General features: G+C 63.5%; 18 protein-coding genes. 6 read left to right on the top strand and 12 right to left on the bottom strand.

The window, feature by feature from the left end; translation table 11 throughout:
* Positions 1-191 precede the first annotated feature (191 nt).
* Positions 192-2,324, top strand: a complete 2,133-nt coding sequence (pnp, locus tag ACESL9_RS05910) for a polyribonucleotide nucleotidyltransferase (protein WP_372611935.1) — start codon at positions 192-194, stop codon at positions 2,322-2,324.
* Positions 2,325-2,405: 81 nt separating this feature from the next.
* Here pnp and ade read toward each other — a convergent pair whose 3' ends face one another.
* The 5 genes from ade to xdhA are packed head-to-tail and all read right to left on the bottom strand — an operon-like array spanning position 2,406 to position 10,008.
* Positions 2,406-4,106, bottom strand: a complete 1,701-nt coding sequence (ade, locus tag ACESL9_RS05905; protein WP_372674598.1) for an adenine deaminase — start codon at positions 4,104-4,106, stop codon at positions 2,406-2,408.
* Between the two features lie 19 nt (positions 4,107-4,125).
* Positions 4,126-5,424, bottom strand: coding sequence for a guanine deaminase (gene guaD, locus ACESL9_RS05900; protein ID WP_372611931.1), 1,299 nt, complete (start codon positions 5,422-5,424; stop codon positions 4,126-4,128).
* The gene (xdhC, locus tag ACESL9_RS05895) at positions 5,421-6,245 is read right to left on the bottom strand and encodes a xanthine dehydrogenase accessory protein XdhC (protein ID WP_372611929.1); all 825 of its coding nucleotides are present in this window, start codon (positions 6,243-6,245) and stop codon (positions 5,421-5,423) included. Before xdhC ends, guaD begins: the two co-directional genes overlap by 4 nt.
* A complete protein-coding gene (gene xdhB, locus ACESL9_RS05890; RefSeq protein WP_372611927.1) occupies positions 6,242-8,545 on the bottom strand; it encodes a xanthine dehydrogenase molybdopterin binding subunit in 2,304 nt (767 codons plus the stop codon). Before xdhB ends, xdhC begins: the two co-directional genes overlap by 4 nt.
* Entirely contained in the window at positions 8,542-10,008 is a 1,467-nt protein-coding gene (gene xdhA / locus ACESL9_RS05885) for a xanthine dehydrogenase small subunit (protein ID WP_372611925.1), read from the bottom strand. Before xdhA ends, xdhB begins: the two co-directional genes overlap by 4 nt.
* Before the next feature lie 156 nt (positions 10,009-10,164).
* On the opposite strand from xdhA, the gene ACESL9_RS05880 reads away from it, so the two are divergent.
* A complete protein-coding gene (locus ACESL9_RS05880) occupies positions 10,165-11,067 on the top strand; it encodes a LysR family transcriptional regulator (RefSeq protein WP_372611923.1) in 903 nt (300 codons plus the stop codon).
* Here the strand turns inward: ACESL9_RS05880 and ACESL9_RS05875 are convergent.
* A complete protein-coding gene (locus ACESL9_RS05875) occupies positions 11,053-12,309 on the bottom strand; it encodes a urate hydroxylase PuuD (RefSeq protein WP_372611921.1) in 1,257 nt (418 codons plus the stop codon). The two genes, ACESL9_RS05880 and ACESL9_RS05875, sit on opposite strands and share 15 nt — an antisense overlap.
* A 110-nt stretch (positions 12,310-12,419) precedes the next feature.
* Between ACESL9_RS05875 and ACESL9_RS05870 the strand changes: the two genes are divergently transcribed.
* A complete protein-coding gene (locus ACESL9_RS05870; protein ID WP_372611919.1) occupies positions 12,420-13,331 on the top strand; it encodes a LysR family transcriptional regulator in 912 nt (303 codons plus the stop codon).
* On the opposite strand, the gene uraH is transcribed toward ACESL9_RS05870, so the two are convergent.
* The 3 genes from uraH to ACESL9_RS05855 all read right to left on the bottom strand — a co-directional run bounded on the left by uraH (position 13,316) and on the right by ACESL9_RS05855 (position 15,176).
* On the bottom strand, positions 13,316-13,669 hold the full coding sequence (gene uraH, locus ACESL9_RS05865; RefSeq protein WP_372611917.1) for a hydroxyisourate hydrolase: 354 nt from the start codon (positions 13,667-13,669) through the stop codon (positions 13,316-13,318). The two genes, ACESL9_RS05870 and uraH, sit on opposite strands and share 16 nt — an antisense overlap.
* Before the next feature lie 153 nt (positions 13,670-13,822).
* On the bottom strand, positions 13,823-14,812 hold the full coding sequence (locus ACESL9_RS05860) for a type I glyceraldehyde-3-phosphate dehydrogenase (protein ID WP_372611915.1): 990 nt from the start codon (positions 14,810-14,812) through the stop codon (positions 13,823-13,825).
* Between the two features lie 16 nt (positions 14,813-14,828).
* Positions 14,829-15,176 (bottom strand): hypothetical protein, encoded by a 348-nt coding sequence (locus ACESL9_RS05855; protein ID WP_372611913.1) that lies wholly within the window; start codon positions 15,174-15,176, stop codon positions 14,829-14,831.
* A 170-nt stretch (positions 15,177-15,346) separates the two neighbouring features.
* Here ACESL9_RS05855 and ACESL9_RS05850 point away from each other — a divergent pair, with 170 nt between their 5' ends.
* The gene (locus ACESL9_RS05850; protein ID WP_372611911.1) at positions 15,347-16,915 is read left to right on the top strand and encodes a choice-of-anchor L domain-containing protein; all 1,569 of its coding nucleotides are present in this window, start codon (positions 15,347-15,349) and stop codon (positions 16,913-16,915) included.
* Positions 16,916-16,925: 10 nt separating this feature from the next.
* Here the strand turns inward: ACESL9_RS05850 and dapD are convergent, their stop codons facing one another.
* Both dapD and ACESL9_RS05840 read right to left on the bottom strand, forming a co-directional pair.
* Entirely contained in the window at positions 16,926-17,753 is an 828-nt protein-coding gene (gene dapD / locus ACESL9_RS05845; RefSeq protein ID WP_372674597.1) for a 2,3,4,5-tetrahydropyridine-2,6-dicarboxylate N-succinyltransferase, read from the bottom strand.
* 86 nt (positions 17,754-17,839) lie between these two features.
* Positions 17,840-18,760, bottom strand: coding sequence for a threonine/serine dehydratase (locus tag ACESL9_RS05840; protein WP_372674596.1), 921 nt, complete (start codon positions 18,758-18,760; stop codon positions 17,840-17,842).
* A gap of 75 nt (positions 18,761-18,835) precedes the next feature.
* Here ACESL9_RS05840 and ACESL9_RS05835 point away from each other — a divergent pair, with 75 nt between their 5' ends.
* Positions 18,836-19,678, top strand: coding sequence for an LOG family protein (locus tag ACESL9_RS05835; RefSeq protein WP_372611905.1), 843 nt, complete (start codon positions 18,836-18,838; stop codon positions 19,676-19,678).
* 27 nt (positions 19,679-19,705) lie between these two features.
* Here ACESL9_RS05835 and ACESL9_RS05830 read toward each other — a convergent pair whose 3' ends face one another.
* Positions 19,706-20,701, bottom strand: coding sequence for an asparaginase (locus tag ACESL9_RS05830; protein ID WP_372611903.1), 996 nt, complete (start codon positions 20,699-20,701; stop codon positions 19,706-19,708).
* A 242-nt stretch (positions 20,702-20,943) separates the two neighbouring features.
* Here ACESL9_RS05830 and ACESL9_RS05825 point away from each other — a divergent pair, with 242 nt between their 5' ends.
* Complete coding sequence (locus ACESL9_RS05825) at positions 20,944-21,432, top strand: invasion associated locus B family protein (RefSeq protein ID WP_372612013.1); 489 nt, start codon at positions 20,944-20,946, stop codon at positions 21,430-21,432.
* The last annotated feature ends 6 nt before the right edge of the window (positions 21,433-21,438 follow it).

Here is a 21,438-nt window from a genome sequence, read left to right as displayed (position 1 = left end):
TGGCGGCAAGTTGGGAACGTGCCAACATCCGCCTTTTCAAATCGACCATGATCCTGTAAGTGCGCCCCATCTGAGACGTGACGCTCTGGCCTCGGCGCATGGGATGATGAAGAGGTCGGCGGCAATGGGGCCGCCATTGAAAACGGAGGACCCGGGATACGCCCGGGAGTGCCTCCAGACAGGAAACGATGATGTTCAATATTACGACGAAAAGCATGCAGTGGGGCGATGAGACGCTTACACTGGAAACGGGCAAGGTTGCCCGTCAGGCAGATGGTTCGGTGATTGCAACGCTGGGCGAAACCAGCGTCATGGCCAACGTGACCTTTGCCAAGGAGCCCAAACCCGGATTGGATTTCTTTCCGCTGACGGTTCACTACCAGGAAAAATACTATGCCGCGGGCAAGGTGCCGGGCGGGTTCTTCAAGCGCGAGGCACGCCCCAGCGAGAAAGAGACCCTGACCGCGCGGCTGATCGACAGGCCGATCCGGCCGCTCTTCGTGCCGGGTTTCAAGCATGAAACGCTGGTCATGTGCACCGTGCTGAGCCACGATCTGGTCAACGATCCCGACATGGTGGCGATGATCGCGACCTCTGCCGCATTGACCATTTCGGGCGTGCCCTTCATGGGCCCGATCGCGGCCTGCCGCGTCGGCTATGTCGATGGCGACTACGTGTTGAACCCCGATGTCGAGGACATGCACGATCTGCGAAACAAGCCCGAGCAGCGGCTTGACCTCGTGGTCGCAGGAACCAAGGACGCGGTCATGATGGTCGAGTCCGAAGCCTATGAGCTGAGCGAATCCGAAATGTTGGGCGCGGTGAATTTCGCGCATGAGCAGATCCAGCCGGTGATCGACTTGATCATCGACCTGGCCGAGGATGCCGCGAAAGAGCCGTTCGACTTCCAGCCGCCGGATTACTCGGAGCTTTACGAGGTGGTGAAGGCCGCGGGCGAGACGCAGATGCGCGACGCCTATGCGATCCTCGACAAGCAGGAGCGCACCGCCGCAGTTTCGGCCGCCAAGGAAGCGATCAAGGCGGCTCTGAGCGAAGAGCAGCTTGAAGATCCGAACCTTGGCGCGGCGCTCAAGAAGCTCGAATCCGTTGTCCTGCGCGGCAATGTCGTGAAGGACGGCAAGCGGATCGACGGCCGCCCGCTGGACCAGGTGCGCCCGATCGTCTGTGAAACCGGCTTCCTGCCGCGGACGCACGGCTCGGCGCTCTTTACCCGGGGTGAAACCCAAGGGTTGGTCGTCACCACGCTGGGCACCGGCGATGACGAGCAGTTCATTGATGCGCTGACCGGGAATTTCCGCTCGAATTTCCTGCTGCATTACAACTTCCCGCCCTATTCGGTGGGTGAAGCGGGGCGCGTTGGCCCTCCGGGCCGTCGCGAGATCGGTCACGGAAAACTGGCATGGCGTGCGCTTCAGGCTGTTCTGCCGGCGCCGACGGACTTTCCCTATACCCTGCGCCTCGTGTCCGAGATCACCGAGTCGAACGGCTCAAGCTCGATGGCCACCGTCTGTGGCGGGTCGCTGTCGATGATGGATGCCGGTGTGCCGCTCAAGGCGCCGGTGGCCGGTGTGGCGATGGGTCTGGTTCTGGAAGAGGACGGCTCCTATGCCATCCTGACCGATATTCTTGGCGACGAGGATCACCTCGGCGACATGGATTTCAAGGTGGCCGGGACCGAAGACGGCATCACCAGCCTCCAGATGGACATCAAGGTCGCAGGTATCACGCCCGAGATCATGGAAAAGGCGCTGGCACAGGCCAAGGATGGGCGGTTGCACATCCTGGGCGAGATGAACAAGGCGCTTTCGGATGTCGGCGAGTTCAGCATCCACGCACCACGCATCGAAACCATGCAGATTCCGACCGACAAGATCCGCGAAGTGATCGGTTCGGGCGGCAAGGTGATCCGCGAGATCGTCGAGGTCTCGGGTGCCAAGGTCGATATCAATGACGAAGGCATCATCAAGATCGCGTCGCCCAACGGCGATGCCATCAAGAAAGCCTATGACATGATCCATTCGATCGTGGCCGAGCCCGAAGAGGGCGGCATCTACAAGGGCACGGTGGTAAAGATCGTCGATTTCGGCGCCTTCGTGAACTTCTTTGGCAAGCGTGACGGGCTGGTCCATGTCAGCCAGATCGAGAACCGCCGCCTGAACCATCCGTCGGATGTTCTCAAGGAAGGTCAGGAAGTCTGGGTCAAGCTGCTGGGCTTTGATGACCGCGGCAAGGTGCGCCTGTCGATGAAAGTCGTCGACCAGGAGACCGGTGAAGAGGTCACGAAAGAGGAAGCCGCGGACTGATAGGTCCCGCACCATTCCGATGACAGCGAGCAACGCCCCGGATCATGTCCGGGGCGTTTCTTTTTACGGTGAGGCCAGAGGTCAGGAAATGATCTCGAACCGTTCGACATCGACAAGGCCGCGGTCCGTGATCTTGAGAGCAGGGATCACCGGCAGGGCAAGGAAAGCCAGTTGCAGGAAGGGTTCCTGCAATTCCACGCCGAGGCCCGCCGCCGCCGCGCGCAGCGGGATCAGGGTATCGCGCACCACCTCGAAGGGCTCAAGGCTCATCAGCCCGGCCACCGGCAGGGCCAGTTCGGCCAGTATCGCCCCGTCACGCACCACGACGAACCCGCCCTCGATCTCGCCCAGGCGGTTCGCGGCCAGCGCCATGTCATCGTAATCGGCGCCTACCACCGCGATATTGTGGTGATCGTGGCAGACGGTCGAGGCAATTGCCCCGGCCTTGAGGCCAAAGCCCTTCACGAAGCCCGTGGCGATGTTGCCGTTGCGGCCATGGCGTTCGATCACGGCGATCTTGACAAGATCGCGCACGGGATCAGGGCGCTTGTCACCATCGAAGATTGCAATGTTCTCGTGCAGGTGTTCGGTGATGATCTTGCCTTCGAGAATACCGATCACGTCGGTTTCTTCGCGGTTGCCGGTCGTGCGGAAATCGACGGCGCCGACCTTCGGGGCCTGAACCGTGCGCCGCCCGACAGGGGCGATCACCTCGCGGGCGGAATAGGCCGCGTCACTGAGGATCACGCCGCCGGACACGACAAGCGTGGCCCGGCACTCCTCAAGGCTTTCGACGGCCACGATATCGGCGCGCTTGCCGGGCGCGATCTGGCCGCGATCCTTGAGGCCGAACGCCTCGGCCGCCGAGAGGCTTGCCGCGCGATAGACGGCCTGCGGCGAGATGCCCAAGCCGATCAGGCTTCGGATCATGTAGTCGAGATGCCCATGCTCGGCGATGTCGAGCGGGTTGCGATCATCGGTGCACAGGCAGCAATAGGCCGATGTCAGGTCATTGAGGATCGGCGCCAACGCGTGCATGTCCTTGCTGACCGATCCCTCGCGGATCAGGACGCGCAAGCCCTTGCGCAGTTTCTCGCGGGCTTCCTCGGCGCTGGTCGCCTCGTGTTCGGTACGGATGCCCGCGGCGGCATAGGCACTGAGATCGCGTCCAGACAGGCGCGGCGCATGCCCGTCGATATGCCGCCCCTCGAAGGCGTGCAGCTTGGCCATCGCTTGCGCGTCGCGGTGGATCACGCCCGGGAAATTCATGAACTCGGCCAGTCCGATCACCCGCGGATGATCCTTGAACGCAGCCAATTCCCCGGCCCCGATGCGCGCGCCTGCCGTCTCCATCTCGGTCGAGGGCACGCAGGAACTCAGGTTGACGCGAATATCCATCAGGGTGTGGCGCGACGCTTCGAGGAAATACTCGATCCCCGGCATTCCGATCACATTGGCAATCTCGTGCGGGTCGCAAATCGCCGTGGTGACGCCGCGCGGGCCGACGCAGCGGTCGAACTCATAGGGCGTGACCAGCGAGCTTTCGATATGCAGATGCGTGTCGATGAACCCAGGCACCAGTGTCAGCCCTGCCACGTCAACGACCTCCTGCGCCTCGTAACTCTCGCCCACGCCGACGATCACCGACCCGGCAATCGCCACGTCGCCCTCGATCATCTCGCCGGTGACGACGTCAAGCACCCGACCGCCCCGAAACACCATGTCGGCGGGCAACTCGCCCCGCGCCGTGGCGATCAGCGTTTCAAGATCCGGCTTGTCCATCCGTCCTCCTTGCCCGGCGTCAGGCGGGCACTTTCATCGGCTCGCCCGCCACATAGGTCTGCGCCACCGCCCTGTCATCGCCAAGGATCATCAACAGGAAAAGCTCCTCGGCCAGCGTTTCGACCGTCTCGTGTCGCAGTTTCATTTCCGGCGTCGCCCGGGCGTCGAGCACCACCATATCCGCCTCGGTGCCCTCGTCCAGCGTGCCGATCCGGTCGTCGAGCCCAAGAGCGACGGCGTTGCCGCGCGTGATCCAGTGAAAGGCACGGTAGGGATGGGTCTGTTGACGCTGCAATTGCAGCACCTTGTAGCCTTCGTTCAGGGTCTGCAACATCGAGAAACTGGTGCCGCCGCCAATGTCGGTTGCGATCGCGTTCACGATGCCGCGTGCGCGCAGCCCCGCGTCGTCAAAGAGGCCGCTGCCCAGGAACAGGTTCGAGGTCGGGCAGAACACCGGGCGTGATCCGGTCTCGGCCAGCCGTGCGATCTCGCGCTCTTCAAGGTGGATGCAATGGCCCAGGAGGGCCTTCTCGCCCAGCAGGCCATGTCTATCGTATACATCAAGGTAATCGCGCGCATCGGGGTAGAGGCGCAGGGTTTCTGCGATCTCGTCGTGGTTTTCCGACAGGTGGGTCTGCATGTAGCAATCGGGGTGTTCGGCCAGCAATGCCCCGGCGGCGGCCAGTTGCGAGGGTGTCGAGGTGATCGCGAAACGCGGCGTGATCGCATAGTGCAGACGCCCCCGCCCATGCCATTTCTCGATCAGTGCCTTGCTGTCGTCATAGCCTGATTGCGCCGTGTCGATCAGGCCATCAGGCGCATTGCGGTCCATCATGACCTTGCCGCCCGCCATGCGCATGTTGCGCCGATGCGCCTCGGCAAGGAATGCTTCGGCCGAATTCGGATGCGCCGCACAATAGGCGACGGCGGTCGTGGTGCCATGCGCGGTGAGCAGGTCGAAGAACGCCCCGGCCATCCGTGCCGCGTGACCCGCATCGGCAAAGCGCATCTCTTCGGGAAAGGTGTAATCGCGCAGCCAGTCGAGAAGCTGTTCGCCCCAGCTTGCCACCACCTGCACCTGCGGGAAATGGATATGCGGGTCGATAAAGCCGGGCAGGATGAGGTGTGGCCGGTGGTCGATCACGTCGAGCGTTCCGGCGCGTTTTGATACGGCGTCGAAGGTGCCGCAGCCGACGATCATGCCGTCGCGGAGCCACACCCCGCCATCCTCGTGATAGGTGAATGCATCCTCATCCCCGGCTCCCACCGGTTCGCGGTGAAAGCTCAGGATGCGCCCGCGCAGGATCCGCTCGCTCACTCTTGCCTCTCCATGCTTTCGCGTATGCTTTGGTATTGACCCAATCTCGACATGACCTCTGCCGCGATCTGCACCGCGATCACCTCGGGGCGCTTGTCGCCCTTCTGCTCCGCCGCCATCGGGCAGGTCAACCGCTGCTCATCTACCCTGATCCCATTGCGTCGCTGCCAGCCGGAAAAGGACGCGCGTTTCGTTTTTGAGCCGATCATGCCGACATACGCCAAGCCAGGCCTTTTCAGAGCCTCGGCCGCGATCAGGAAATCCAACGCATGATCATGCGTGACGATCACTGCCGCCGCCCCGGGGCGCAAGCCGTCGATCTCGGCTTCGGGCAAGGCCACCAACCGCTTGTCACAGGCGGTATCGACCCGCGAAAGCTCGTCTGGGCGCGTGTCCACCAGCACGGTTTGCACCGGCAGCGCCGCGAGCACATGCACCAGTGCGCGCCCGACATGCCCGGCACCAAAGATCATCACCTGCGGGTCGGCCTGCCGGTCTCTCGCATCGGCTTCGATGACGCGCACCCGGCTTGCCCGGTCGAGCCGCTCAAGCGCCAGCCACACCCGCCCGCCGCAGCATTGCCCGCTCTCGGGGCCAAGGGTCACCTGCATCTCGGTTTTGTCCTGTCCGTCGGCCAGCATCCGGCGGGCATGGTCGATGGCCATGTATTCCAGTTGACCGCCACCAATCGTGCCGTGCTGCGCCTTGCGCGACACGAACATGCCTGCCCCCGCCTCGCGCGGACCCGACCCTTGGAGCCGGGCCACCTTGACATGCACGACATCTTCAGGGCCTACCAGAAACCTTTCCAGATCGCTCATCTTTCCCGTTTCAGCCTCTCGATTGCCATCAACACCCGCTCCGGCGTTGCCGGCGCTTCGAGCCTGGGACATTCGCGATACCCCGCGACGCTGGCCACCGCCATCGAGATCGCCTCGAATACCGAGATGCCCAGCATGAAGGGCGGCTCACCCACGGCCTTGGACCGTTTGATCGTGCGCTCGGCATTCTGCGACCATTCGGCCAGGGCCACGTTGAAGATGCGCGGCCGGTCCGAGGCGAGCGGGATCTTGTAGGTCGAGGGCGCATGGGTGCGCAGGCGGCCATCGTCGTCCCACCACAGTTCCTCGCTGGTGAGCCAGCCCATCCCCTGGATGAATCCGCCCTCGACTTGGCCGCGGTCGACCGCCGGATTGAGCGAGCGCCCGACATCATGCAGGATGTCCACCCGATCGACCCGGTATTCCCCGGTGAGCGTATCCACCGACACCTCCGAACAGGCCGCGCCATAGGCGAAGTAATAGAACGGACGCCCCTGCCCCTTGGCGCGGTCCCAGTGAATTTTCGGCGTCTTGTAGAACCCCGCCGCCGAAAGCTGCACCCGCGCCATGTAGGCCTGCCGGATGAAATCGTCGAAGCCGATTTCCTCGGCCCCGATTTTCACGCGCCCGGGCAGAAATGCCACCTCATCCGCCACGATGTCCCGGCTCTCACAGGCGAAATCCACCAGCCGGGCCTTGATCTGTTCGCATGCATCCAGCGCCGCCATGCCGTTGAGGTCGGACCCCGACGAGGCCGCGGTGGCGGACGTGTTGGGCACTTTCTCGGTCGTGGTGCGGGTGATCTTGACCCGCTCGATATCGACCTGAAACGCCTCGGCCACCACCTGCGCTACCTTGATGTTCAGGCCCTGCCCCATTTCGGTACCGCCGTGGTTGAGCATGATCGACCCGTCACTGTAGACATGCACAAGGGCACCGGCCTGATTGTACCATGTCGCGGTAAAGGAGATGCCGAACTTCACCGGGGTAAGGGCGATGCCCCGCCGGATGATGCCATTGCGGGCATTGTCGTCGCGTATCGCCTGCCGCCGTGCCTGATACTGCGATGACTCCTCCAGCTCACCGACGATACGCTCAAGAATGTTGTCCTCGACCTGCTGGTGATAGGGCGTCACGTCGCCACCCGGGCGATAGAAATTCGCCTTGCGAATCTCGAGCGGGTCGCGCCCCAGCGCATAGGCGATTTCCTCGATCATCCGCTCGGCCACGATCACGCCTTGCGGCCCACCAAAGCCGCGGAAGGCGGTATTGGAAACGGTGTTGGTCTTCATCGGTCGCGAGCGGAGCCGCACATGCGGATAGAAATAGGCGTTGTCGGCATGGAACAGCGCCCGGTCGGTGACCGGCCCCGACAGGTCGGCGGAAAACCCGCAGCGCGCGGCGAAAAGACCCTCGACCGCTTCGATCCGCCCCTCACCGTCGAACCCGACCTCGTAATCGGCCACGAAATCGTGCCGCTTGCCGGTGGCGATCATGTCCTGATCGCGGTCGGGGCGGATCTTGACCGGTCGGTTCCACTTCTTCGCAGCAAGCGCCGCCACCGCGGCAAAGAGGTTCATCTGGGTTTCCTTGCCGCCGAAACCTCCGCCCATGCGCCGCACGTTGACCACCACCGAATGCGATGGCACGCCCAGGACATGCGCCACCATGTGCTGCGCCTCGCTCGGATGCTGGGTCGAGGAATAGACCACGACATCGTCGTCCTCGCCGGGCATGGCAAAGGCGATATGCCCTTCGAGATACATGTGATCCTGCCCGCCGATCGCCATGCGCCCCTTGATCCGGTGCGCCGAGCCCGCCAGCCCACCCGCCACATCCCCCCGCTCCAACTTGAGCGGGGCGGTGACATCCGGGTATCCCGCTTCGATGGCGCCAACCGGGTCGAGAACGTGGGCCAGCGGCGCGATCTCGACCTGCGCCAGCGTCGCCGCGCGGCGTGCCGCCTCCCGGCTCTCGGCCACCACGGCGAAAAGCGGCTGGCCGTGGAACTCGACCGAGTCTTCCGGGAAAACCGGGTCGTCGCCCAATCCCGTCGGGCTGATGTCATTGGCGCCGGGAATGTCGTCCGCGGTCAGAACCCCCACCACTCCCGGCGCGGCCAGAACCTCGGAGAGGTCCATTTCCACGATCCGCCCATGCGCCACCTCGGACAGGCCCAGATAGGCATGGAGCGTGCCACCGGGTTCGGGAATGTCATCGGTATATTCCGCCCGCCCGGTGACATGCTTGGCCGCACTGTCATGGGCCAGATCCTGATGGGTTGCGCCCTTGATACTCATGCTTCGACCCTCTGCAATTCGGCTTGCCCATTGTCACCATGCACCGCCCAGAACCGTTGGAACAGGTTCTGCGCCACGCGCATCCGGTAATCCGCGCTGGCCCGCCAATCGCTCAGCGGCGCGAAATCCTGTGACAGGGTCTGCGCCGCCCGAACGAAACTCTCGCCTTCGAACGGCGCGCCGATCAGCATCGCCTCGGCCGCCTTGGCGCGTTTCGGAACGCCCGCCATCCCTCCAAAGGCGATGCGCGCATCGGTGATCCTGCCCTGCGCCACCGTCACGGCAAAGCCCGCCGCGACCGAGGAAATATCCTCGTCACGACGTTTCGAGATTTTCCATGCCCCATGCAACACGCCATGCTGCGGGCGCGGCACCACCACGCTTTCGACGAACTCGCCCGGCGCGCAATCCTGCTTGCCATAGTCGAGAAAGAACGCCTCGAGCGGCAAGTCGCGCCGTGCCGCGCCATGCCGCAGCACCAGCCGTGCGCCCAGCGCGATCAGCACGGGGGGCAGGTCGCCTATGGGCGATCCGTTGGCGATATTGCCGCCGATCGTGCCCATGTTGCGCACCTGCCAGCCCGCGATCCGGTGCCAGTATTCGCGCAGATGCGGGAAGGTGTCGAGCAGCACTTTCTCGGCTTGCGAGTAGCTCACCCCGGCGCCGATGGTCAGCGCATCCTCGCATTCTTCGATCTGCTGCAGCCCGTCCAAATGCCCGATCAGGATCGCCGGCCCGATGTCGCGCAGGAATTTCGTGACCCAAAGCCCCACATCCGTGGCCCCCGCCACCACCGTCGCCTCGGGCTCGGCCGCGTAAGCTGTGGCAAAATCATTGACATCTGCGGGCAGGATCGCGCGTTGCCCGTCGCGCACGACCTCGACCCGTGCACCATCGCGCAGGCCCGTCAAAGCCGCCGTGACCCTCTCACGCTCGGTCACGAGGATATCACCATCCGGCCCGCCATGATCCGCCGCCGCCAGCGCCGCGCGGACAATGGGCGCATAGCCGGTGCAGCGGCACAGGTTGCCCTGAAGGGCGATTTCCACTTCGGTCTCGCTCGGTCGCGGCGTCTCCATCCACAGCGCATAGAGTGCCATCACGATGCCCGGCGTGCAGAACCCGCATTGGCTGCCGTGATGCTCCACCATCGCGCGTTGCACCGGATGCAGGCCCCCATCCGCGCCGCGCAGATGCTCGACCGTCACGACGTGACAGCCGTCCAGGCTGGCCAGAAGCCGGATACAGGCATTCACCGGCTCATAGCGCAAGCCGCCACCGGTCAGCCGGCCCACCAGCACCGTGCAGGCGCCGCAATCGCCCTCGGCACAGCCTTCCTTGGTTCCCGTCAGCCTTTGCCTGATCCTGAGGAAATCCAGAAGCGTATCGCCCGCGCCCACTCCGCCCAGATGCATCTCGTCATCGTTCAGAAGAAACCGGATCTCTTGCCGCACCATTGCCATGTCCAATCCTTCATCTAGCGTTTTGCGTGCAAACCGCCCCGGACTCTACGCCGCCGACTTGCGCTTCTAAACCACGCCTTTCCTTGGACACTTTCAAGAAAACGTATAAAATCGAAAGGGTCAGTCGATGCTACCATCCTGTCAGGAGGGCGCGCCATGCCTTATGTCGAGAGTATCAAGGTTTTCGTGCGCGTGGTTGAACTCGGGTCGATCACGGCAGGCGGGCGCGACCTCCGCCTCACCCCGGCGGTGGCCTCGAACCGCATCAAGGAGTTGGAGAAACGGCTAGGCGTGCGGCTTTTCAATCGCACGACCCGCAAGCTCGGCCCGACCGAAGCCGGGCGGCTGTTTTACGACCATGCCCGCCGGGTGATCGAGGCGCTCGACGAGGCCGAGGCCGTTGTCGCGGGCTTTGCCGGAACACCCCGCGGCGCAGTACGGGTCTCGGCCCCGCTTGGTATCGGGCGGCGCGTCATCGCGCCGATGGTGCCCGAGTTCAATACCACCTTTCCCGACGTTCAGGTGCAGCTACGCCTGTCGGATCGCAAGATCGACATGCTCGAAGACCGGCTCGATCTTGCGTTTTTCCTTGGCGAATTGCAGGACAGCACCCTGAAACTGCGCAAGATCGCATCATGCCCGCGTGCGCTCGTCGCCTCGCCCGGCTATCTCGACAGGCGCGGCACACCACGGGACCCGCAGGATCTGCTGGACAACCACAATTGCCTGTTGCTGCGCTTTCCGCGCAGCCCGGAATATTTCTGGACCCTGCAAACGCCACAAGGGCCATTGAAACTCGACGTCTCCGGGCGTTTTGATGCCGATGACGGCGACGTGCTGACGGATTGGGCGCTGGCCGGTCACGGCATTGCCAACAAGCCGCGTTTCGATGTCGAAACCCATCTCGCGACCGGCGCGCTCTGCGAGGTTCTGCCAGATACCCCGCCCATGCCCTCGACATTTGCCTGCCTCTATCCCCACCGCAAGTTGCAGGATCCCAAGGTCAGGCTGTTCATCGACTTCGTCGTCGAACGGGCACGTGAGCTATTCCCCGGCTAGGGCAATCCGGTCCCCGACGGCGGCGCGATACCACCGCACGATCGCCGCCCGCTCCTCGTCTTCCATCCAGGTGACATTCGCCGGCGGCATCGCCGTGCTCCGCCCGGAGTGAAGGTAAATCTCGCGCGCCTGCGCCGCGATCTCCTGCGGGGTTTCCAGCAAAACGCCCTTTGGCGCGTGTGGCACCCCGTCATAGGCCGTTTCGCGCGCATGGCACATCGAACAGCGCCCCATCACGATGTAGGTGACATCCTCGAACCCCTCGGCACTGGCAAAGCGTTCTTCCGTTGCCGTCATTTCACGCGCTTCGGCCTCTTCCACCACGCCAAACTCGTCCTGGCCCAGCGTCGAGAGCCAGACAATCGCGAGGAAAAGCGCCACGGTCGCCGCCCATGTCCACCACGGCAGCCCCTTGCGCGCATGCATCGAGTTGAAGAAGTGCCGGATCGTCACCCCCATCAGGAAGACCAGCGCCGCGATCACCCAGTTGTATTCGGCGGCGAATGCCAGCGGGTAATGGTTGCTCAGCATCAGGAAGATGACCGGCAGGGTCAGGTAATTGTTGTGGGTCGAACGCAGCTTGGCGATCTTGCCGTATTTCGGGTCCGGCTTGCGCCCGGCCTTGAGATCGGCCACCACGACCCGCTGGTTGGGAATGATGATCAGGAACACGTTGGCGGTCATGATCGTGGCGGTAAAGGCCCCGAGGTGCAGCATCATCGCGCGCCCGGTGAACACCTGGTTCAACCCCCAGCCCATCGCGACCAGCAGCGCGAACAACAGCAGCATGAGAAGCGTGGGACGGTTGCCCAGCCCGCTCTTGCACAGCAGGTCATAGACCAGCCAGCCGATCCCCAGCGACGCCGCCGAGATCGCGATCCCCTGCCAGAGCGTCAGGTCCGCCTTGTGCTGGTCTATGAGGTAAAGCTCGCCCCCCGCCCAATAGACGATCATCAGAAGTGCCGCGCCCGAAAGCCAGGTCGAATAACTCTCCCATTTGAACCATGTCAGGTGCTCAGGCATCGCCTCGGGCGCGACGAGGTACTTGCGGATGTGATAGAACCCGCCGCCATGCACCTGCCATTCCTCGCCATCCGCGCCGTGCAAATCCCCCTCGCGCCGCAATCCCAGATCGAGCGCGATGAAGTAAAAAGATGACCCGATCCATGCGATCGCCGTGATCACATGCAGCCAGCGAACGGCAAACCCCGCCCAATCCCAAAGGATCGCCATCTCGAACATCGCCTGTCCTCCTGTCTCGTTGCACGGCGCAGCCTAGCGGATGCCGCTTTTCCCTTGAACAACCCAAATAATCCCAGCACTTTCAAAAAAACCGGAAAAACTTGCGCCTCATGTCCTATCTCGACAATATCCGAACCTTCGTGCGGGTCTATGAACTTGGCTCGATGTCCGCCGCGGCGCGGGATCAGCGCATTTCCCCTGCCGTCGCCTCGGCCCGCATCTCCTCGCTCGAAGAACATCTGAACGTGCGGCTTTTCCAGCGCACGACACGCATGCTCAACCCGACCGAGCAGGGCCGAATCTTCTATGATGGCGCGCATCGGATTCTCGATGCCGTCTCCGAGGCCGAAGCCGCCGTCACCTCGATCACCGCCGACCCGCGCGGCACCATCCATGTTGCCGCGCCGCTCGGGATCGGGCGCCGCCTGATCGCCCCGCTCGTGCCCGCGTTCAAACGCGACTACCCGCTCATCAACATCCGCCTGCGCCTGTCGGATCGCAAGCTCGACCTCACCGCCGAAGGGCTCGACATCGTGTTCTTCCTGGGCCAGCCCGAAGACAGCAGCCTCAGGATTCGCAAGATCGCCGATTGCCCGCGCCTGCTCTGCGCCGCGCCCGCCTATCTCGACCGGCGCGGCGCGCCCCTGAATCCGCAGGATCTTGTTACCGGTGCGCATGACTGCCTGAACCTGCGCTATCCCGGTGCGCCCGAATTTCAATGGCCGCTGGAAACACCCGACGGGGTCAAACGCTTCGCCGTCACCGGCCCGTTCGAATCCGATGACGGCGACGTGTTGACCAACTGGGCGCTCGAAGGGCAGGGGATCATCCTCAAGCCGCTGTTCGAGGTCGCAGAGCATCTCGCCAGCGGCGCGCTCTGCCCCGTGCTCGAACAGACGCCGCCGCTGCCGGTTACGCTGGGTGCACTCTACCCCCACCGCCGCCGGCAGGACCCCAAGATGCGGCTTTTTCTCGATTTCATGGCCACGCGGATGGCTGCCGCGCTTCAACTGCCACGATAGGTCGAATACCCGAAAGGCGACAGCAAGAGTGGCACGTGGTAATGCGAGTCGTCGTTCATGCCGAACCGGATCGGCACCAGATCGAGAAACAGCGGCCCATCGCCCGCCTGCCCACTCGCGCGCAGGTAATCCCCTGCGTGAAAAACAAGCTCGTAAACTCCGGGCTCGAATTCCTCGGAAGGCAGGATGGGCGAATCGGTGCGCCCGTCCTCGTTCGTGATCAGCGTGCGCACCTGCGCGCGCGCATCGCCCTCGATCCGGTAAAGCGCGATCTTCAACCCCGCCGCCGGACAGCCCCGCGCGGTATCAAGGACATGCGTTGTCAGAAACCCGTCCATTCATTCCTCCGATTCTGTCACAGAATGCCGACATGCGCGTTCAAATCCAAGCGCGTGTTGCCAAGGATCACTTTCAAAACAGTTTCGAAAATCGGGTTCTCTCTTGGTGAAAATACTCAAATCTCAGGTCGCCACGCGCGCGGCCGTGCAAGTTCAGCGCGCAACCATCAAGCCCGCCACATCGAGCATCCGGTTCGAAAAGCCCCATTCATTGTCATACCAGCCAAAGACCCGCAGCAAGCCGCCCACCGACACGCTTGTCTCGCGCCCGCTCATCACGATGGATTCGGGACGCATGCGCAGGTCGGTCGAAACCAGCGGCAGCGTGATCCAGCCGAACACCGGATTGTCGGTCGCTGCCTGTTCCAGAACCGTGTTGACCGCGTCAACGCTTACCGGCTTGCGGGTCTGAACCGTCAGGTCGATGCAGGAGACGCTCGCCGTGGGAACACGCACTGCCCGCGCTTCTATCCGCCCGTCCAGCCTCGGCAGAACCGCCCCGATGAGGCGCGCCGCACTGGTCGTCGTGGGCACCATCGACAGGGCCGCCGCACGTGACCGCACAAGGTTGGCCTTGGGCTTGTCGACGGTTGGCTGGCTGCCGGTGTAACAATGCACCGTGGTCATATGCCCGCTTTCCACGCCCCAATGCGCCTCCAGTAGTGCGAGCAGCGGGGCCAGCGCGTTGGTCGTGCAACTGGCGTTCGACACGATCCGATGCGCGCCCAGGTCGCCCTCGTTCGCGCCCAGCACCACGGTTGCGTCGGCAACGTCCGACGGCCCCGAGATCAGCACCGATCCTGCCCCGGCCTCAAGCCCACGTTCCACCTCGGCTCGGCCGCCCCCGGCGCCGGTGCATTCCAGAAGAACATCGACGCCGGCGAGGTCAATCTCGCGAATATCCGCGACCGAATGGAACGGGATGCGCCGCCCGTCCACGATGATCGCGCCGGCGTCGTGGTGCACATCGCCCGGGTAGGGGCCGAAAACGCTGTCATAGGCAAACAGATAGGCACAGCTCTCGAGGGGTGCGATATCGTTGATCGCGATCAGGTCGAACCCCTCGTCCGCCCGGCTGGTCAGCAACATCCGCAGGATCGACCGACCGATCCGCCCGAAACCATTGATCGCGATCTTCGTCATCACGTGCCGGATGGCATCACGCCACTCCTCCTTCATCTTCAAAGAACGGCGTAACCTGCGCCACAATCACCGCGTTCTCGTCCAGCGCCCGCTGCATCAGCGCATGTTCTTCCTTTGAAATCTCATGCCCTTCGGCCAACCGTTCATCGAGCGTGCCATATCCAGTGACATCGAGCGGCGCGGTATCGGCCTGCTTGAGTATCGCCACCGTTTCGCGCACCGCCTCGGCCTCGTCCACGCCGCTCGCAAAGACCATGAGCGCCGCGCCGGTGGCGCCGTCGGGCAAGCCGTCTCCGAGCTTGCGGCCGATCTCGACCACGAGCGTATAGACCTGTTGACGGGATGGATTTTCGCGCGCTGCCATGGCGCATCGCACTATCCGCTCGCAACCCGAGCGTCAATCCAGGCCGGACAGGATGGCATGGATTTGTCTCAAGATCTCGGTTTTTCGACCGCTTGCAAGGGTGGCAATCAACCGGATCTCAAGGCGCTTCCCGGACACTCACTGACCAAAGCAACGGTCGGAGAAATTGCATGGCATTGGCATCGGAACTTCCGGTTGACACATCGGTGACCGCCCTGGACATGGCCGACGAGATGTTCGGCAATGGCATCAACGTGGTTTCGGCCACCTACACGGGGGCCGCGTCGGCCTCGGGAGTCTATACCGCCGGCGACAGCGTTGCGCCCGGCGTGACACCGTCGGACACGGGTGTGATCCTGTCGACCGGCAAGGCAGCGGACATCACCAACAGCGACGGTGATGCGAATACCAGCAGCGGCACCAGCACCGATCATATGCAGTCCGGTGACAGCGATCTGAGCAGCGTTTCAGGACAGACAACATATGACGCGGCCATTTTCGAAGCCGATTTCATCCCACAGGGCAGCGAACTGACCATGCAGGTCGTGTTCTCGTCGGAAGAATACCTCGAATACGTCAACTCCGGCTTCAATGATGCGGTGGGTGTGTGGGTCAATGGAGAACAGGCCGCTCTCGCCGTCGGGTCGGGCGATATCACGATCAACAACATCAACAACCAGAGCAATGAGAACCTCTACATCGACAACCCCGCCAGCGGAGAGACCTACAACACCGAAATGGACGGGTTCACGGTGACATTGACCCTCAAGGCACCGGTGAATCCGAATGAAGTGAACGCGATCAAGATCGGGATTGCCGATGGCGGTGACGGGGCCTTCGACAGCAATCTCCTGATTGCCGCAGATTCGATCCAGACCGCCCTCGTGGCCCGGGATGACAACGTCGAACTGCGCACGGGCGATAGCGACGAGTTCGACGTTCTGGCCAATGACACGAGCAGCACCGGCAGCACCCTGACGATCACCGAGATCAACGGCCAGCCGGTCTCGGTGGGCGATACGGTGATGTTGACCACGGGCGAAGCGATCACTCTGACATCAGGCGGTTTGAACCTGGCAACGGCAGACAATGACATGGAGGAACGCACCTTTTCCTATACGGTCGAGGATGAGTCCGGAAATTCGGATGTCGCCTTCGTCAACCTGACCACTGTCCCCTGTTTCACGACAGGAACGCTGATCGAGACGCCGGTCGGGCCGGTGAGGATCGAGACGCTTGAACCGGGCGACCTGGTGCTCACGCTGGATCACGGGTCACAGCCGGTGCGGTGGATCGGACAGACAAGGCGGCGCGCCGAGGATCGCGACGCGCCAGTCACATTCGAGGCGGGCGCCCTGGGGACGCATGAGGCATTGGAACTGTCGCCCAATCACCGGATCCTCATACGCTCGGCCTTGGCTGAATTGCTGTTCGGGGCGCATGAGGTTCTGGTCAAGGCCAGGGAACTCGTCAATGACGAGACGATCCGGCGGCGCCGGGACGGGCAACCCGTTACATACATTCACCTGCTGTTCGACCGTCATGAACTGATCTGCGGCAACGGGCTCTGGAGTGAAAGCTATCATCCCGGGCGCGAGACCGCGCACAGTTTCGACGCGGAAACCGGCGAAGAAATACGCCGGTTGTTCCCCGAGCTTTGCAGGCCCCCGGCGATCGGGTATGGCCCGACCGCGCGGATGACGCTGAAGAGCTTCGAGGCAAGGCTGATGCTGGCCTGAGAGGGAGCATTCAGTCCCGCAGGAGTTCGTTGATCGAGGTCTTTGCGCGGGTTTTCTCGTCGACCCGTTTCACGATCACGGCGCAATAGAGGTTGACCCCGTTCTTCGACGGCATCGAGCCTGATACCACGACCGATCCCGTCGGCACTTCGCCATACATGACCTCACCGGTTTCGCGGTCGACGATCTTGGTCGATTGGCCGATATAGACGCCCATCCCGAGGACCGATCCCTCGCGCACGATCACGCCTTCGACCACCTCGGAGCGCGCACCGATGAAGCAATTGTCCTCGATGATCGTGGGGCCCGCCTGCATCGGCTCCAGAACGCCGCCGATGCCGACGCCACCCGACAGGTGCACCCCCTTGCCGATTTGCGCGCAAGAGCCGACCGTGGCCCATGTGTCGACCATCGTGCCCTCGTCGACATGGGCGCCGAGGTTGACGAAGGAGGGCATCAGCACAACGCCCGGCGCGATATAGGCCGAGCGCCGCACGATGCAGTTGGGCACCGCGCGAAAGCCGCCGGCCTTCCAGTCGGCATCGGTCCAACCCGCGAACTTGCTGTCCACCTTGTCCCACCAGCCGCCACCCTGCGGCCCGCCCGATTGATGTTCCATGTCCTTGAGACGGAAGCCCAGGAGGACCGCCTTCTTGGCCCATTGGTTCACATGCCATGTGCGGTCATCGCCGCGTTCGGCCACGCGCAACTTGCCACTGTCGAGCGCATCGAGTGTCGCCTCGATGGCCTCGCGGGTCTCGCCCTTGGTGGCCGGTGTGATCTGGTCGCGGTTGTCCCATGCGGCCTCGATGGCCGCTTCGAGTTGCGCGTTCGACATGTCGTGTCTCCCCTGTCGGATTCTGGCGTTCATGCGGCTATAGCGGCAAGGAAAGCGCCAATCAATGCAGCGCAGCGATGAACGGCTCAGCCAAGCGGGTCGGGCGCCAGGTTTGCCCCGCAGACCAGCACCGCGACACGCTCATCAGGTTCGGGGGTATAGGCCCCACCCAGAAGCGCGGCCAGCGCGGTCGCGCCCGCGGGCTCCACCAGTTGCCGCAGCCCGCGCCAAAGCGCCTTTTGCGCAGCAAGGATCGCGTCATCGCTGACCAGCACGCTTTGCGCGCCATGTTCGACTGCCAGGTCATGGCAAATTTCCCCGATTCGCCGCGCGCCCAACGCATTGGCGGCCACGCCCGACACCTCCACATCGACCGGGTGTCCCGCCGCCAGCGCGGCGTTGAGCGCGCAGGACGTTTGAGGCTCGACCGCGACGACCTTGCGCGCACCCTGAAGCCAGCCCAGCGCACCGGCGATCAGCCCGCCACCGCCCACCGCGATCAGCACCGTGTCGGCCTGCAATCCCTGTTCTTCCCATTCGGCCATGCAGGTGCCTTGCCCGGCCACGGTCGCTGGGGCATCATAGGCATGGATCTGCATCGCGCCCGAGGCATCCTCAAATTCACGCGCCGCGGCCAGCGCGTTGGCATATTCGCCGCTCACCACGCTCAACTGCGCCCCGGTCTCGCGGATCAGCGCGATTTTCGAAGGCCCGGCCATTTCCGGCACGAAGATGTGCGCGGCATGGCCCAGTGCCCGCGCGGCAAAGGCCACCGCCGCACCGTGATTGCCCCCGCTGGCCGCGACCAGACCGGCCTGTGGCACCGGCCCCGACAGCAGCGTGTTGAATGCGCCGCGCGCCTTGAAACTGCCGGTATGCTGCATCTGTTCCAGCTTCAACTCGACCGGATAGCCGAGGCCGAGGCCATCGCATGTCAGCACCGGCGTTTGTCGCACATGGTCTTCGATCCGCGCCCACGCCGCCTTGATTTCGTGTTTCCAGTTCATCCCATCTCTCCCCGGCTGGCCTTGATCCGGCGAACCTTATAGAGCTTGCATGAACGCGCAACCAAGGAAAACGCCATGAAAGACGATCGTCGCAGCCCCTTTCGTGATGCCGGCACCGACCGGTCCACCGCCGAGCACGTTCCCGACACGCCCCAGACGCGCGCGCCGGCCTATCGGCTGGCCTTTGACGACGAGGATTTCCTGCTGCGCGACGAGTTGCGCCCGGTTCGGCTTCAACTCGAACTGCTCAAACCGCAACTGATCCTCGAAGAGCGCGGCATTACCTCGACCATCGTCCTGTTCGGCGGCGCCCGTATTCCCCAGCCCGAGAAGAAGGACAAGGCGCGCACCAGGACCCTGGCCGAGCTGTCGCATTTCTATGACGTGGCGCGCGAGTTCTCCCGGTTGATGACCGTGAAATCGCTTGAAACCTACGGGCGCGAGTTCGTGATCTGCACCGGCGGGGGGCCGGGCGTGATGGAGGCGGGCAACCGCGGCGCGGCCGATGTCGGCGGGGCGTCCATGGGACTCAACATCGTGTTGCCGCATGAGCAGGCGCCGAACGAGTACGTAACGCCCGACCTGTGCTTCAACTTCCACTATTTCGCGATCCGCAAGATGCATTTCCTGATGCGGGCACGCGCGATCTGCATCTTTCCCGGTGGCTTCGGCACGATGGACGAGATGTTCGAAAGCCTCACCCTGATCCAGACCGGGCGCATGGAGCGTGTGCCTTTCCTGCTCTTTGGCCAGGCGTTCTGGGAAAGGATCATAAACTGGGAGGCGCTGGCCGATGCCGGCACGATCTCGGAAGAGGATCTCGAGCTCTTTCGCTATGTCGAAACCGCCGAAGAGGCGGTTCACGTCATCGAGAACTGGGATCCGGACCCGTGCCGCGACGACCTGCCGGGGCGATAAGCCGGCACCACGGCAGGCCGATGAAGCTCAGGAAAACGCGGTGCCGGGGCGGATATGTGCCGCCTCGATACCGCGGCAATTGCGAAGGACGGGGGTGCGGAACTGCCGGGCGGCAGGATGCTCGGGGTCGAGCACGCCAAGCCGCACGAGGATCGATGCAATGGCACTTTCCGCACCGCGCGTGCCACCATCGATGATCTTGAGCGCCACGCCCAGCTTGCGCTCGGGGATGATGGCGATGAAAAACGCCTCTGCCCCGGTCTTGAGCGCCACACGCCCATCCATCGCGCGCATCAACTCGGTGCAGGCGCGCCCCTCGCCCGCGACCAGTTCGGGCCATGTCACCATTGCCTGCCTGAGCGCCACGGCCGCGCGCGACCGGGCATCGCCATCCTCCGAAGCCGCGGCAAAGAACGCCATGGCGCGCGCCATGCCATGCAGGGTGCCCGCGAAATTCGGAGCGGAACAGCCGTCGATCCCGTGGCCTTGCGTGGCCTCCCCCGTAACCTCTTCCCATGCCGTTTTCACGGCCTGTTGTACCGGGTGATCGACCGCGACATAGTCCGGCCCCGCCCCCATGCGCCGCGCTAGGGTCAGGAACCCGGCATGTTTGCCGGAACAGTTGTTATAGACCTGCTCATGGGGGCAATCGGTGCAGGTGAGGCGCCGTGCCTCGTCCTCGTCGCGCGGCATGTGCCAGCCACAGCGCAGATCGTCGTCGCCAAGCCCCAGATCAGCCAGCCACGCGCGCACCCGATCGACGTGGATCGCCGCCCCGTTATGCGACGCACAGGCCAGCGCCAGTTGCTCGGGGCCAAGCCCGGCCGCCGCGGCCGCGCCGCTCTCCACCATGGGCAGGGCCTGGATCATCTTGGCGGACGATCTTGGCAGGACGACCAACCCGCGATCGCCCCAGCTTTCGACGATGTCACCATCCGGGCCGCACACAACCGCGTGCCCCAGATGCACGGATTCGCGGACCGGCCCGCGCCAGAGCTGCGCCATTTCCACCGCTGCGGTCATCTGTTTTTTTCCTTTGCGTGACGTGCCGCGTAACGCGGTCTTCGCTATGGCAATTTTTCGCCAATTTCCCTTTCGCACATGGCAGGTTTCAGGCTAATGTACGAATGTCGAGTAGGAAAATGCCCCTGTTTGCGACAATGACCCGCAAAGGGCCGGCGACAGTGGCTGGAATTGAGGCAAAAGGACAGCTGGAGGCTGGACACATGGTATCACGTTTTGCGCTAGGCGTTGCCGGGGCCATCATGGCACTGACGGTTTCTGACGTTGCCGCGCAGGAAACAAGCACGAACCAGGTCGCGGCAGAGACCGACTGGTCGGTTTTCGAAGAGGACAACCCGCGCGAATGCTGGGCGGTCACCTCGCCCAAGGAGACCGTCAACACCAAGGATGGCCGCGTGGTCGCGGTCCGGCGGGGCTCGATCCTGCTGATGGCGTTCTACCGGCCAGATGCGGATGTGGCCGGACAGATCACTTTTACCGGTGGCTATCCCTTTGCGTCCGGATCGACGGTCAATCTTGATATTGACGGCGATGAATTCGAACTCTTCACCGAGGGTGAATGGGCCTGGCCCGCCTCGCCTTCCGACGATGAAGAGATCCTCAAGGCGATGAAGCGTGGAAAGTCGGCAATCCTGAGGGGCGAGTCGTCGCGTGGCACCACCACAAAGGATACGTTTTCGCTTTCGGGGTTCACGGCTGCCGTCGAAGATGCCGAGGAGCGTTGCAAGTGATCCGAG

This window comes from Aquicoccus sp. (assembly GCF_041686535.1).
Classification (GTDB): Bacteria; Pseudomonadota; Alphaproteobacteria; order Rhodobacterales; family Rhodobacteraceae; genus Aquicoccus.
The sequence above is the reverse complement of the archived record's forward strand: the minus strand, read 5'-3'. Positions and strand labels throughout refer to the sequence as shown.